11 protein-coding genes are annotated in these 14177 nt (G+C 37.5%); 10 read left to right on the top strand and 1 reads right to left on the bottom strand.

What is annotated here, in order from left to right; translation table 11 throughout:
• The first annotated feature begins 163 nt into the window (after positions 1-163).
• The 10 genes from secY (at position 164) to alaS (ending at position 12220) form a co-directional block, all read left to right on the top strand.
• The gene (gene secY, locus BBBE_RS03985; protein ID WP_010701313.1) at positions 164-1510 is read left to right on the top strand and encodes a preprotein translocase subunit SecY; all 1347 of its coding nucleotides are present in this window, start codon (positions 164-166) and stop codon (positions 1508-1510) included.
• Positions 1507-2085 (top strand): adenylate kinase, encoded by a 579-nt coding sequence (locus tag BBBE_RS03980; RefSeq protein WP_010701312.1) that lies wholly within the window; start codon positions 1507-1509, stop codon positions 2083-2085. The genes secY and BBBE_RS03980 overlap by 4 nt, the downstream gene beginning before the upstream one ends.
• A gap of 180 nt (positions 2086-2265) precedes the next feature.
• Complete coding sequence (rpsM, locus tag BBBE_RS03975; RefSeq protein WP_010701311.1) at positions 2266-2634, top strand: 30S ribosomal protein S13; 369 nt, start codon at positions 2266-2268, stop codon at positions 2632-2634.
• Between the two features lie 125 nt (positions 2635-2759).
• A complete protein-coding gene (gene rpsK / locus BBBE_RS03970) occupies positions 2760-3149 on the top strand; it encodes a 30S ribosomal protein S11 (RefSeq protein ID WP_010701310.1) in 390 nt (129 codons plus the stop codon).
• A 98-nt stretch (positions 3150-3247) separates the two neighbouring features.
• Positions 3248-4261 carry a DNA-directed RNA polymerase subunit alpha gene (locus tag BBBE_RS03965; protein WP_010701309.1) on the top strand — a complete coding sequence of 338 codons (1014 nt, stop codon included), beginning with the start codon at positions 3248-3250 and terminating at the stop codon, positions 4259-4261.
• 24 nt (positions 4262-4285) lie between these two features.
• The gene (gene rplQ, locus BBBE_RS03960) at positions 4286-4714 is read left to right on the top strand and encodes a 50S ribosomal protein L17 (protein WP_010701308.1); all 429 of its coding nucleotides are present in this window, start codon (positions 4286-4288) and stop codon (positions 4712-4714) included.
• 241 nt (positions 4715-4955) lie between these two features.
• Positions 4956-6350, top strand: coding sequence for a DegQ family serine endoprotease (locus BBBE_RS03955; protein WP_010701307.1), 1395 nt, complete (start codon positions 4956-4958; stop codon positions 6348-6350).
• Between the two features lie 8 nt (positions 6351-6358).
• A complete protein-coding gene (locus BBBE_RS03950) occupies positions 6359-7690 on the top strand; it encodes a replication-associated recombination protein A (RefSeq protein ID WP_010701306.1) in 1332 nt (443 codons plus the stop codon).
• Positions 7691-8308: 618 nt separating this feature from the next.
• Entirely contained in the window at positions 8309-9352 is a 1044-nt protein-coding gene (gene recA, locus BBBE_RS03945; RefSeq protein ID WP_010701305.1) for a recombinase RecA, read from the top strand.
• 201 nt (positions 9353-9553) lie between these two features.
• Positions 9554-12220 (top strand): alanine--tRNA ligase, encoded by a 2667-nt coding sequence (gene alaS / locus BBBE_RS03940; RefSeq protein WP_010701304.1) that lies wholly within the window; start codon positions 9554-9556, stop codon positions 12218-12220.
• A gap of 102 nt (positions 12221-12322) precedes the next feature.
• Here the strand turns inward: alaS and BBBE_RS03935 are convergent, their stop codons facing one another.
• Positions 12323-14110: a glucan ABC transporter ATP-binding protein/ permease gene (locus BBBE_RS03935; RefSeq protein ID WP_010701303.1), complete on the bottom strand. Its 1788-nt coding sequence runs from the start codon at positions 14108-14110 to the stop codon at positions 12323-12325.
• Between the last annotated feature and the right edge of the window lie 67 nt (positions 14111-14177).

The raw sequence follows: 14177 nt of genomic DNA, 5'->3' as shown, positions 1-14177 counted from the left end.
TTTTGATAAATAATGGCTGGCCTGGAAAGGAGTGTGATGACTCATTCTAGGCCATTATTTATGAGAAACTATTTAAGTTTTGTATTTATTTTATATGACATATTAAATGGTTAGGGTTATTGTTGTGTAAGTAACGAGTTGGGGTATAAACTGGAGAAATTTTATGGCATCGGCTGCAGAACAACTTGCTTCCAATATAAATTTTGGCACTTTTTCACGTGCAACTGAATTGAAAAAACGTATTTGGTTTACTCTAGCTGCGCTTTTTGTGTATCGTTTTGGTACTTATATTTCTTTGCCCGGCATTAATATTGATGCTTTACGGCAAACGTTTGAACAGCATGCGTCCGGTGTGTTGGGATTGGTAAATATGTTTGCTGGAGGTGCTGTTGGGCGTATGGCAATTTTTGCGCTAGGAATTATGCCTTATATATCAGCGTCAATTATTGTGCAGTTGCTAACTTCAATTATTCCTTCATTAGAGTCTCTCAAAAAAGAAGGTGAATTGGGCCGTAAAATTATCAATCAATATACTCGTTATGTAACGGTAATATTAGCTATTCTGCAGGCTTTTGGTGTTGCGGTTGCCCTTGAAACTGGTATAGGAACGGGGCTTCAAATTGTTTTGGAGCCGGGTATAATGTTTCGTGTTTCTGCCGTGATTACACTGGTTGGTGGAACAATGTTTTTAATGTGGCTTGGCGAGCAGATTACATCACGTGGTGTTGGTAATGGAGTTTCTCTTATTATTTTTACAGGTATTGTAGCTAATTTCCCTTCTACTTTTGCTCAACTTTTAACTGCACATAGTCAAGCTGATTTATCAACTTTTTTATTAATAGGAATTGTTCTGATTATTATTATTGTTGTTGGATTTATTGTTTTTATAGAACGTGCACAGCGACGAATTCTTATTCAATATCCCAAACGCCAAGTTGGTAATCAAATGTTTCAAAGTGATATGTCACACCTTCCTTTAAAGTTAAATACTGCGGGGATTATTCCACCAATTTTTGCTTCGTCTTTGTTATTGTTGCCTGCGACTATTAATAATTTTTCTGATAAAATGCCGCAATGGATTCAGACTATTTCTTTTTCTCTTGGCCACGGGCAACCAGTTTATATGATTATTTATGCAGCTTTGATGGCGTTTTTTTGTTTTTTCTATACGGCTATTGTATTTAATCCTATTGATACAGCGGATCAATTAAAAAAGCATTCGGGTTTTATTCCTGGAATTCGCCCTGGTGAGCGTACCGCTGAGTATATTGATTATGTTTTGACACGTATTACTGTTGTAGGTGCGATTTATATTATTCTAGTTTGTTTGTTGCCGGAGTTTATGATATCAGCACTGCATGTTCCTTTTTATCTTGGAGGTACGTCCTTACTTATTGTTGTTACTGTTACACTTGATACAGTTGCTCAAATTCAGGGGCATCTCGTTGCACACCAATATGAAGGGTTGATTAAAAAATCTAAGCTTCGTGGAGGCAAAAGAAATCGATGAGAATTATTTTTTTAGGGCCTCCTGGATCTGGTAAAGGTACTCAAGCTAAAATATTGAGTGAATACTATAACATTCCTCAATTATCAACAGGCGATATGCTGCGTGAAGCCGTTATAGAAGAAAAAGAAATTGGTAAAAAAGCTAAAGCTATTATAGAAAGTGGTGCTTTGGTATCTGATGATATTGTTAATCAAATTGTGTCAGATCGTATTAATGGGAATGATTGTGTAAACGGTTTTATATTAGATGGATATCCGCGTACTGTGGGCCAAGCGGAAGCATTACAACAAATTTTGCAATCAAAAGATATACAGCTTAATGCCATTATTGAGTTTGTTATTGATGAAAAGACTTTAGTCGAGCGTATGAAGAGGCGTGTCGAAGAAACAATTGCTGTTGGTGGGCAGGTCCGTTCAGATGATAATTCTGATTCTTTTGCAAAACGGCTAGTTGAATATCGTGAAAAAACGGCTCCTTTATTAGAATTTTACTTGAAAACAGGTTTGTTAAGAGTAGTTGATGGAATGGCTAGTATTACTGATGTATCACGTGCTATTAGAGAGTTTCTTGAATAAGAAAATTTTTAAAAAGTAAATGAAAAAGAGTTGACTTTTATAGTAAAATCTATCAAAAGCTGCTTTATTTCATTAAAATAATGGGATTTGGGGTATGTTTGAGCCGAGATCATTTCTTTGTTTTATGAGATGCTTCAAGTATTTTATGGTTCACTGTTAACGTAATCAAGGAGAATAAGTGTGGCTCGTATTGCTGGCGTCAATATCCCAACAAATAAGCGTGTAGTTATTGCGCTTCAGTATATCCATGGGATTGGGCGGAAATTTGCTCAAGAGATTGTTGAGAAAGTTGGTATTCCTTCGGACCGTCGTGTGCATGAACTTTTGGATGCGGAAGTGTTGCAAATTCGTGAAACGATAGATCAAAATTATCAAGTTGAAGGAGATCTTCGTCGTGAAGTTGCGATGAATGTTAAACGTTTAATGGATCTTGGTTGTTATAGGGGGCTGCGTCATCGTCGTTCTTTACCCGTACGTGGGCAGCGTACACATACCAATGCGCGTACGCGTAAAGGTCCAGCTAAAGCAATTGCTGGTAAGAAGAAGTAATAGTGATATTTTTGTTTTAAAATTTTATTTTTATTATTCTTCTTTTTATGGAGAGTTTTGAATAAAGGTGAATAAGGTGGAGCTGCTGGTGTTACGGCAGTGAAGAGATCATTGAAAGGAAAGTTATGGCCAAGGAAGCCACACGTGTTCGCCGTCGCGAGCGTAAAAATATTTCATCAGGTGTTGTGCATATCAATTCAACATTTAATAATACGATGATTACTATTACTGATGCTCAGGGGAATGCGGTTGCATGGTCATCTGCTGGTGCTCAGGGATTTAAAGGTTCTCGTAAATCTACGCCTTTTGCTGCGCAGGTTGCAGCGGAAGATTGTGCTAAAAAAGCACAAGAACATGGTATGCGCTCATTAGAAGTTGAAGTTTGTGGTCCTGGGTCAGGTCGCGAATCTGCTTTGCGTGCATTGCAGTCTGTTGGTTTTGTTATTACTTCCATTCGGGATGTAACGCCAATTCCTCATAATGGGTGTCGTCCACGAAAAAGACGGCGTGTTTGATTAGGTATTGTTTTTTTTCATAATCGGAAGTTTTCTCCGGTGTTCACACTGGCCGTTGCGATTGAATGGTAGCGGAACTAAAGAACAGGAATATAAATATGATCCAGAAAAACTGGCAGGAGCTAATAAAACCTAGTAAGGTTGAGTTTCATACAGATGGTAATTCAAACGTTGTAAGTGTAGTTGCAGAGCCGCTTGAGCGTGGTTTTGGTTTAACATTAGGGAATGCACTGCGTCGTGTATTATTGTCATCGCTGCGTGGTGCTGCTGTTACTGCTGTGCAAATTGATGGTGTGTTGCATGAATTCTCATCAATTGCAGGTGTTCGTGAAGATGTTACAGATATTATTTTAAATATCAAAGAAATAGCCATCCGTATGGAGGAAGAAGGCCCTAAGCATGTTATCATTTGTAAAGAGGGGCCTGGTGTTGTTAGAGCTGGAGATATACGCACTGTTGGAGATATGGAAATTCTTAATCCCGAGCATGTTATTTGTACACTAGATGAGGGTGCGGAAATTCGTATGGAATTTATTGTGAATACAGGGAAAGGTTACATTCCATCTGATCGTAATTGTGTAGATGATGCGGTTATAGGTCTTATCCCAATTGATAGTCTTTATTCGCCGGTTCGTAAGGTGTCTTATAAAGTAGAAAATACACGTGAAGGGCAGGTTCTTGATTACGATAAATTGACGTTAACGATTGAAACTAATGGTGCTGTTAATGGTGAAGATGCTGTCGCTTTTGCAGCACGTATTCTTCAGGATCAACTATCGGTATTTGTCAATTTTGAAGAGCCACAAAAAGAACTTGTTGAAGAGCCAGCTTCGGAGCTTTCCTTTAATCTTGCGCTTCTTAAGAAAGTGGATGAATTGGAGCTTTCAGTTCGTTCTGCAAATTGTCTTAAGAATGATAATATTGTTTATATTGGTGATCTTATTCAAAAAACTGAAGCTGAAATGCTTCGGACACCAAATTTTGGACGTAAGTCATTAAACGAGATTAAAGAAGTTCTTGCGTGTATGGGGCTTCATCTTGGTATGGAGATTCCTGCATGGCCGCCTGAAAATATTGATGATCTTGCTAAACGTTATGAAGATCAGTATTAAGAGTTAAATTTAAGGAGAAAGCTCATGCGCCATGGTAAATCAGGTCGCAAGCTAAACCGGACTGCCAGTCACCGTAAAGCGATGTTTGCCAATATGGCAGCTTCGTTGATCGGGTATGAGCAGATCGTGACAACGCTTCCAAAGGCTAAAGAAATTCGCCCTATTGTTGAGAAATTGGTTACACTTGGCAAACGCGGAGATTTGCATGCGCGCCGGCAAGCAATTTCAGCTATTCGTGACACCAAAAAGGTCGCAAAGTTATTTAATACACTTGCACCGCGTTATGCATCACGCAACGGTGGTTATTTGCGCATTATGAAAGCAGGTTTTCGTACTGGTGATAATGCACCTATGGCTGTTATAGAATTTGTTGACCGGGATGTTAATGCAAAAAAATCTGTAGATCATAAGAGCATAGAGGGGGTTGCCAATGAAAAAGAGGCTTCTTTATAAGGAGTTTTTTCTTTTTTGGAGATAAAAAAACGCCTTTCTGAGGCGTTTTTTTTATTTGTGTATTTAAAATACACGTTGTTCAATAGATGAGTGAAAAAAGTAGATTGTTTTCATTGTTGATTTTGCAATATTACTTGCCAAAGTGAGACATTTTTGATTTAAATATCAAATAGATGGAGATGAATGAGAAAATTTTTCGTTCTATTTAATAGGGGTTATTTTAGTTTTTAGGGAGTGGATAATGAAGCGTTCTATTTTTATAGGGCTTTTTTTTGTGGTTATGGCGTTAATATCGTTTCATTCTACGAGTGCTCAAGTTCCGCAAACACAATCAGAAATTACTTTGTCATTTGCTCCTTTAGTAAAAAAAGCTGTTCCATCTGTTGTAAATATTTATGCTGCTCGACAGGTTAAAGTACGTTCTCTTTTTGAGGATGATCCATTTTTTGAGCAATTTTTTGGTCGTTATCAAGGTAACAGGCCTTTACGTACGCAATCATCATTGGGATCTGGGGTAATTATTGATGCACGTGGTTTGGTTGTTACTAGTTATCACGTTATTAAAGATGCTCACGAGATTAAAATTGCTCTTTCTGATGGAAGAGAATTTGAAAGCACAGTTATATTAAAAGATGAAGCAACTGATATTGCAGTACTTGAAATTAATTCAAAAGATGCTCAATTTCCTATCCTTCCTTTAGGAAATTCTGATGCAGTTGAAGTTGGTGATCTCGTTCTTGCGATTGGTAATCCTTTTGGTGTTGGTCAAACAGTTACAAGTGGTATTGTTTCAGCGCAAGCGCGTACACGTGTTGGTATTTCTGATTTTGATTTTTTTATTCAAACAGATGCAGCTATCAATCCAGGTAATTCTGGTGGAGCTTTAATTGATGTGAATGGCCAATTGATTGGGATTAATACAGCTATTTATTCACGCTCCGGCGGTTCTGTAGGAATTGGTTTTGCGATTCCAGCCAATCTTATTAAAGTAGTTATTGATACAGTTAAACGTGGTGAAAAGTTTTTTGTGCCGCCTTATATTGGTGCATCCTTTCAAAGAGTTACACCTGATGTTGCAAATGGTTTGGGTTTAGAACGTCCTTATGGAGCTCTTGTTATTGAAATTATTGAAGATAGCCCTGCTGCAAAAGCTGGTTTAAAAGTGGGTGATGTTATTTTAAGTGTGCAAGATGTGCAAGTTGATAGTCCAGATGGCCTTATATATCGTTTGATGACAACTAGTATTGGGCACAACCTTAATTTAGAATATTTACGGGATGGAAAGACTTTAAAAACAAAGATAACTGCCTCATCAATGTCTAACTCTGCATTTGTGAAATCTGAAAAAATTATTGATAAAAGTCCTCTTTCTGGAGCTGAAGTACTTGATTTAACACCACAAAATAGCCAGCGTTTTCACCTTCCTGCAACTGTAAAGGGTGTTGTGATTGCCAATCTGGATAACATGAGTAATGCTGCCGAGATTTTCCGCTCAGGAGATATTTTGCGTGCTGTTAATGGTCATGAAATTCAAACTGTAAGTCAATTAAAAAAGATTCTTCTGCAGAAACATCCGCGTATTTGGCAACTGGAATATGAACGCAATGGTGTCTATATTCGCCAATTTATTCGCTGAGGGGTATTTTGAATAAAGATTTTTTTACTTTATCTTTTGATTCTCATGTCAGTAAAAATCGTCCACTTGCTGAGAGAATGCGCCCCCGCTCTTTGAGTGAGGTGATTGGGCAAGATCATTTGATTGGAACGGAAGGCTTTCTTTCACGTATGATAGCAGCTGGTTCGTTTGGTTCGATGATTTTTTGGGGGCCTCCAGGGACAGGTAAAACAACAATTGCACGTTTATTGGCATTGCAGACGAATTTCATTTTTGAGCAAGTTTCTGCTATTTGTACTGGCGTTACAGAATTAAAGAAAATTTTTGAAGTAGCTCAGGCTCGTTTTATGTCTGGGGGACGAACGCTTTTATTTGTTGATGAAATTCATCGGTTTAATCGTGCTCAGCAGGATATTTTTCTTCCTTTTATGGAAGATGGTACAGTGGTTCTTGTAGGGGCAACGACTGAAAATCCTTCATTTGAACTTAATAACGCCCTTCTTTCGCGTGCACGTGTTTTGAAGTTTCGCTTACATGATGGTAAAAGTTTGAGTACGCTTTTGAAGCGTGCGGAGGAAGTGGAAGGCAAAACTTTGCCTTTAGATGATCAGGCTAGAAACCTCTTGATAAGAATGTCTGATGGTGATGCGCGAGCGGCACTAACACTCGCAGAAGAAATCTGGTGTGCTGCACGCCCGGAAGAGATATTTAATGCCAAAGCTTTACAAGAAATTATTCAGCGCCGAGCTCCAATTTATGATAAAGGCCAAGATAGTCACTATAATCTTATTTCAGCATTGCATAAATCAATTCGTGGGTCTGATCCTGATGCTGCTCTTTATTATCTTGCGCGTATGTTTGATGCGGGTGAAGATCCTCTGTATATTGGACGCAGATTGGTACGTATAGCTGTTGAAGATATTGGTTTAGCAGATCCGCAGGCTCTTATCATTTGTAATGCAGCAAAGGATGCTTATGATTATTTAGGATCGCCTGAAGGTGAATTGGCTTTGGCTCAGGCATGTCTTTATATTGCTACGGCACCGAAGTCGAATGCAGTTTATCTTGCTTATAAAGCGGCAATGCATTGTGCGCGTAAAAATGGTTCTTTACCTCCCCCTAAGCATATTCTTAATGCACCTACAAAACTTATGAAAGAAGATGGATACGGGGAAGGTTATCTTTATGACCACTCTGAACCAGATGCTTTTTCAGGGCAGGAATATTTTCCTGAGAAGCTTGGACGTCAGATTTATTATCAACCACAAGAACGTGGTTTTGAGCGTGAAATTGTGAAACGTCTTGAATGGTGGAAAAAGTTACGACAAAAACGGGGTAGTCAAAAACAAGATTGTGACTAAATCATTTTTATTTTTCAATAAATTTCGATCCAATCATAATCATTATAGCTTTATTAATAAGCTAGATCATGCGCAAAAATTTACCATTCCTAACATATTAGGAATTTTCTTTTTTGGATAAAAGCAAATTTAGATCTAGGTGACAATTAAGTTTTAAGAACTGTTGGTGGAGTTGTATTAAGTGTGGTTGTTAGCGTATGTAATGATTTGTTGATTACTAACTTCAAATTATTTCGCAAATACTATATAATTTTGGTCGGGCTATTGGGCGGTAGATTGGTAACCATGGATCTGTGTCTTCAGGTGTTCATTTGTGTTATATTAGGAAATGTGTAACCAAACATTGCATTGAAATTTAAAGTGTCTCCTTTATGGATGAGATAGGTTAACAGTATAAATTAATGCAGCAAGCTGCTATTTTTTCGATGCCTTTTTTGAAATATGCTTTGTGTTAGCAAAAGAAAATGTAATTTTTTTTATAACATTGATTAAAAATTGTTGATACAACGAAGATAGAGATGAAATAGTCTGTGAAAATCTAAACTCCAGACTTTAATTAAGTTAATAGAGCAGTATATATTGTGTGGAAAATTATTCTGACTTACTAAGGATATGATTGTGGATAAAACAAAAGCTCTAGATTCTGCTCTATCACAAATCGAGCGTTCTTTCGGTAAAGGCTCAATTATGCGCCTTGGGCAAAAAGAGCAGGTTGTTGAAATTGAAACAATTCCAACTGGCTCATTATCCTTAGATATTGCTTTGGGTGTAGGTGGATTACCAAAAGGGCGTATTATTGAGATTTATGGCCCAGAAAGCTCCGGGAAAACGACACTGGCTCTTCACGCTATTGCTGAAGCTCAGAAAAATGGTGGAGTTTGTGCTTTTGTTGATGCAGAACATGCTCTTGATCCTATTTATGCACGTAAACTTGGTGTAAAATTAGAAGATCTGCTCATTTCTCAACCAGATACCGGTGAACAGGCTTTGGAAATTGCAGAAACGCTTGTTCGTTCTGGTGCAATTGATGTACTTGTTGTTGATTCAGTAGCAGCTTTGACACCACGTGCGGAAATTGATGGTGAAATGAATGATTCTGTACCTGGATTGCAAGCTCGATTAATGAGTAAAGCTTTGCGTAAATTAACGGCATCAATTTTTCGTTCTAACTGTATGGTTATTTTCATCAATCAGATTCGCATGAAAATTGGCGTAATGTTTGGTTCTCCTGAAACTACAACAGGTGGAAATGCTTTAAAGTTTTATGCTTCTGTCCGTTTAGATATTCGTCGTGTTGGTGCGATTAAAGATCGGGATATGGTAATTGGTAATCAAACGCGTGTTAAAGTGGTGAAAAATAAATTAGCACCTCCATTTAAACAGGTAGAGTTTGACATTATCTATGGTGAAGGTATTTCCAAAATGGGGGAATTGATTGATTTGGGTGTTAAAGCCGGTATTGTAGAGAAATCTGGTTCATGGTTCTCTTATAATTCTCAACGTTTAGGGCAGGGGCGTGAAAATGCAAAGCAATTTTTACATGAACATGCAGAAATAGCAACGGAGATTGAATCGGCTTTGCGTCAAAATGCTGGTTTGCTTGCAATTGAATTGTTAGAAAATGCAGCATTAGAGAATACAGAAAGCGATGAATCAATTTGATAAATGATCATTTAGATTGCAGTTTAGTTCTTTCTGTTTTTATTTGTTAGATTTTTTTAAGTGTAAAATCTTTTATTTTCAAATTTCTCTGAAAAAATATTTCTATTTTAATTAAGTTACTCTAAAAATGATAAAGAGAGTATTTAATTAAAAATTGGATTTTATCTTTGCAGTTTTGTGCTGTATTGTGCGGGTGTAAATATGAATAGCGTTAATAAGATCCGGTCAACATTTCTGGATTATTTTCAGCGTAATGGACATAAAATTTTTTCTTCTAGTCCACTTGTTCCGCGCAATGATCCTACATTAATGTTTACAAATGCAGGAATGGTGCAGTTTAAAAATGTTTTTACTGGACTTGAACAGCTCTCCTGTAGCCGGGCAACAACTGCACAAAAATGTGTACGTGCAGGTGGAAAGCATAATGATCTTGATAATGTTGGTTATACTGCACGCCACCATACTTTCTTTGAAATGCTTGGTAATTTTTCTTTTAGCGATTATTTCAAAGAAGAGGCAATTTTTTTTGCATGGAACCTTCTAACAAAAGAATTTTGTCTTTCGAAAGATAAATTGTTGGTTACAGTTTATCATAGCGATGATGTAGCTGCTCAATTATGGCATAAAATTTCAGGTCTTCCAGATGAAAAAATTATCCGCATTACAACAAATGATAATTTTTGGATGATGGGAGATACAGGGCCTTGTGGTCCATGTTCAGAGATTTTTTATGATCATGGTGATAAAATTTTGGGGGGGCCTCCTGGAAGTGCTGATGAAGATGGCGATCGCTTTGTTGAAATTTGGAATCTAGTCTTCATGCAGTATGAGCAATTGAACAAAGATGAGCGAATTGAACTACCTCATCCTTCCATTGATACTGGGATGGGATTAGAGCGTATTGCTGCTGTTTTGCAAGGTGTGCACGATAATTATGATATTGATCTTTTTGGTGCGTTAATTCGTGAGTCACAAAAGATAACAGGAGTTGAGGCGACCGGTGATTTTGTTGTTAGTCATCGTATTATTGCTGATCATCTACGTTCCTCTGCATTTTTGATTGCAGATGGTGTTCTGCCTTCTAATGAAGGTCGGGGATATGTTCTACGTCGTATTATGCGTCGTGCTATGCGTTATGCTCATTTTCTTGATTCTAAAGAGTTATTGATGTGGCGTCTTGTGCCTGCTTTGATACACGAAATGGGGAAAGCCTATCCTGAATTAGTACGTGCCGAATCTTTAATTTCAGAAATTTTAAAGTTGGAGGAAACGCGTTTTCGTAAAACTCTTGAACGGGGTCTTCGTTTGTTGAATGAAGAAAGCGTTCATCTTAAGGAAGGTGATTGTTTTAATGGTGAAGTTGCTTTTAAACTTTATGATACATACGGTTTTCCGCTTGATTTGACACAAGATGCTCTTCGGCATCGTGGAATATCTGTTGATGTTAACGCTTTTAACAAAGCGATGGAACACCAAAAAGCGGAAGCTCGTGCTAATTGGTCTGGTTCTGGTGAGTCTGTAACGGAAACGGTTTGGTTTTCTGTTCGTGATCAAGTAAGTGCTACAGAATTTTTGGGTTATGAAACAGAAAAGGCAGAAGGTATTATTACTGCTCTTATTTGTGATGGCCAGATCGTTGATCATGTTTCTTCAGGGCAAAAAGCTATGCTTGTCGTTAATCAGACGCCTTTTTATGGTGAATCTGGTGGGCAAATGGGGGATAGCGGTATAATTTCTGGTGAGAATTTTGTTTTTGAAGTACATGATACCCAGAAAAAGGTTAAAGGCGTTTTTGTTCATATTGGTGAGGTTAAAAGTGGTCAAGCAAAAACATGTGATTACGTGAAATTAATAGTTGATTCTATTCGCCGTAGAAAAATTCGTGCAAACCATTCTGCTACCCACTTATTACATAAGGCTTTGCGTCAAATATTAGGAGATCATGTTGTACAAAAGGGTTCTTTTGTGTCGCCCGATCGGTTACGTTTTGATTTTTCTCATCCACGATCAATTTCACCTGAAGAATTGAAAAAAGTAGAAGATTTAGCCAATGAAATTGTGTTGCAAAATAGCAAAGTAATAACGCGCCTTATGACAGTGGATGATGCGATTTTTGAAGGCGCAATAGCGTTATTTGGTGAAAAATATGGTGATGAAGTTCGTGTTGTTTCTATGGGGAAAAAGCCTGGACAGATAGAATCAGAAGATTCTTGGTCAATTGAGCTTTGTGGGGGCACACATGTGCACAGAACAGGTGAAATTGGTTTGATTCATATTGTTTCTGAAAGTTCTGTAGCGGCTGGAGTTCGTCGTATTGAAGCATTAACGGCCACAGCTGCGCGTCTTTACCTTCATAGTCAGGATGAGCGAATTTATGAAATTGCTGCTCTTTTAAAAATTTCCCCTGTTAATGTACAAGAACGTATTCAAGCCTTACTAGATGATCGTCGTAAGCTTGAAAAAGAATTAAGTGATTTACGCGGGAAAATTGCTCTTAATGGTGGAATTACAAAGAACGATAAAGCAGATATTAAAGTTATTAATGGTATTTCTTTTATGGGGCGTGTCATTCAAAATATTTTACCAAGGGATCTTAAAGCATTAGTGGATTCTGGAAAAAAACAGATTAGATCTGGTGTTGTAGCTTTCATCGGTGTCTCAGAAGATGGTAAAGGAAGTGTTGTTGTTGGCGTAACTAATGATTTGATTGATAGACTAAATGCTGTTGATTTAGTACGTATTATATCTGTTACTCTTGGTGGCAAAGGTGGTGGCGGGCGGCTTGATATGGCACAAGCTGGTGGTCCGCAAGGGGATAAAGCTTATGATGCTATTGCAGCATTAGAAGTTTTTCTTGAAAACTTATGATTTTCTTCATGTTATACTTAAATTTAAGCTTTGTAAGGAGTTAGAAAACTGTAGCTTAGATTAAGTTTGCCGTTTGAAGATATAGAAAAAGAAACACTAATTTCATGATGCAATGGATTCACGCAGTGGAATCACATTTTCATGTTCTATTCTTATTATTGGTTGATCGTTTGTTAACCCGCCGGCTTTTAGTAGTTTATAGAAACGGCCACCTTTTTTAGTCAATTCTTGAAAACTACCTTTTTCAATTAAGCGACCGTGATCTAGAAAAAGTATAAGATCAGCATTGCGGATTGTTGAAAGACGATGCGCTATAATAAAAGTTGTACGATTTTGGCTTACGTAATCGATAGCGTCTTTGACACGTGCTTCTGTTTCAATATCAAGAGCACTGGTTGCTTCATCTAGAATAAGAATAGGTGCATTTTTTAAAACAGCACGTGCAATGGCTAATCTTTGCCTTTCTCCACCTGATAATTGGGAGCCCCGTTCGCCAACCAATGTATCGTAACGATTGTTTTTATTTAAAATAAAGTCATGGGCAGCAGCTGTTTTTGCTGCCTCATAAAGTTCTTTATTTGTTGCAGTTGTTCTACCTATTGCAATGTTATCACGAATGCTACGGTTAAAAAGACCAGCATCTTGAAATACTGTTGCTAGAGCTTTGCGTAAGGATTCACGGTTAATGGAACGTATATCTATTCCATCAATTTTGATATGCCCAACCGTAGGATCGTACACGCGTTGCAGCAAATTGATGAGCGTCGTTTTTCCTGCGCCTGTTGGCCCTACAATAGCAACAGTTTGTCCTGTTTTGACTTCAAATGAAATGTCAAAGACACCTTGAGATGAATTTGGAAATGCATAAGTCACGTGATGAAATTGAATCTCACCTTTAACATTTTGGAGACAAGGAAGGTTGTCAGGTTCTTTCATATTAAAAGTTGAATCTTCCATTTCAAAGAATTCTTGTAATTTTGCTTGTGAAGATACAGCTAAATTAATAAAGCCACTAATTTGATCAAGACGGCCAATCATTAGTTGAGCAAATCCAACAAAAGAGACGACTTCACCTACACTTAATTGGCCTTTTGTCACAAAAAAAGCACCAAGAAGAAGTACACATACTATTGAAATAGTTGAAGCCATTCGATTTAAACCACTGGCAAGTGCCCACCAATTTAAAACAGGATTTTGTGCTTTAAGAAGATCACTTGTATGCTGATGAAGTGCTAAGGTTTCTTCTGCTATTCGGTTATAGCTTTGTACAATGGAAACGTTAGAAATTGAATCACTGATATGTTTAAAGACACTATGATGATAACGTTCTACAGCGGCTTGCCCGTCTTTTGTTTTTTGCATTACTAAGCGTGCAATTAATGTATAGATAATGGCAAGAACTATTAAGACTATTGAAAGACGCCAGTTCATATTAAAAGCTATGGGCACCAGAACGAATAATGCTACAAAAGTAGAGAGGTGTTGGCGCATAAAATCAAGCCATATAGCTGACATGGAATCTGTAGCACGCAATAATGTATGAAGGGCATTAGAAGTTCCACGTTGTTGATGCCAAATTAATGGCATGGTGATAATACGCTCAAAAGATTCTGTTAAAACACTTAAACGGCGTCTGTGGGCTAAGCGATCTGCGCCACGAGCTACAAGAATATAAGCAATAATGTTGAAAACACCAAAACACACCCAGAGTGTGAGATTAAAGACAATACCCGATTTATCTGCAATTGAGTCAATGACATGACCAAATAAAATAGGTTCAGCTATCGTGATGATAGCCAGTATAACGTTAGCAGAACAGATTAAAAAAAATGCACTTTTTTCTCTATCTAGATAAGAAAGAACACGCGCGTATGTTTTTAATAAAAGCACGGGGTGGTTCTCCAATAGCTATCGCAATCACAAAATTAGGATTACATAATTTTTTATGTAATAATTT

This window comes from Bartonella bovis 91-4 (assembly GCF_000384965.1).
Taxonomy (GTDB): Bacteria; Pseudomonadota; Alphaproteobacteria; order Rhizobiales; family Rhizobiaceae; genus Bartonella; species Bartonella bovis.
The sequence above is the reverse complement of the archived record's forward strand: the minus strand, read 5'-3'. Positions and strand labels throughout refer to the sequence as shown.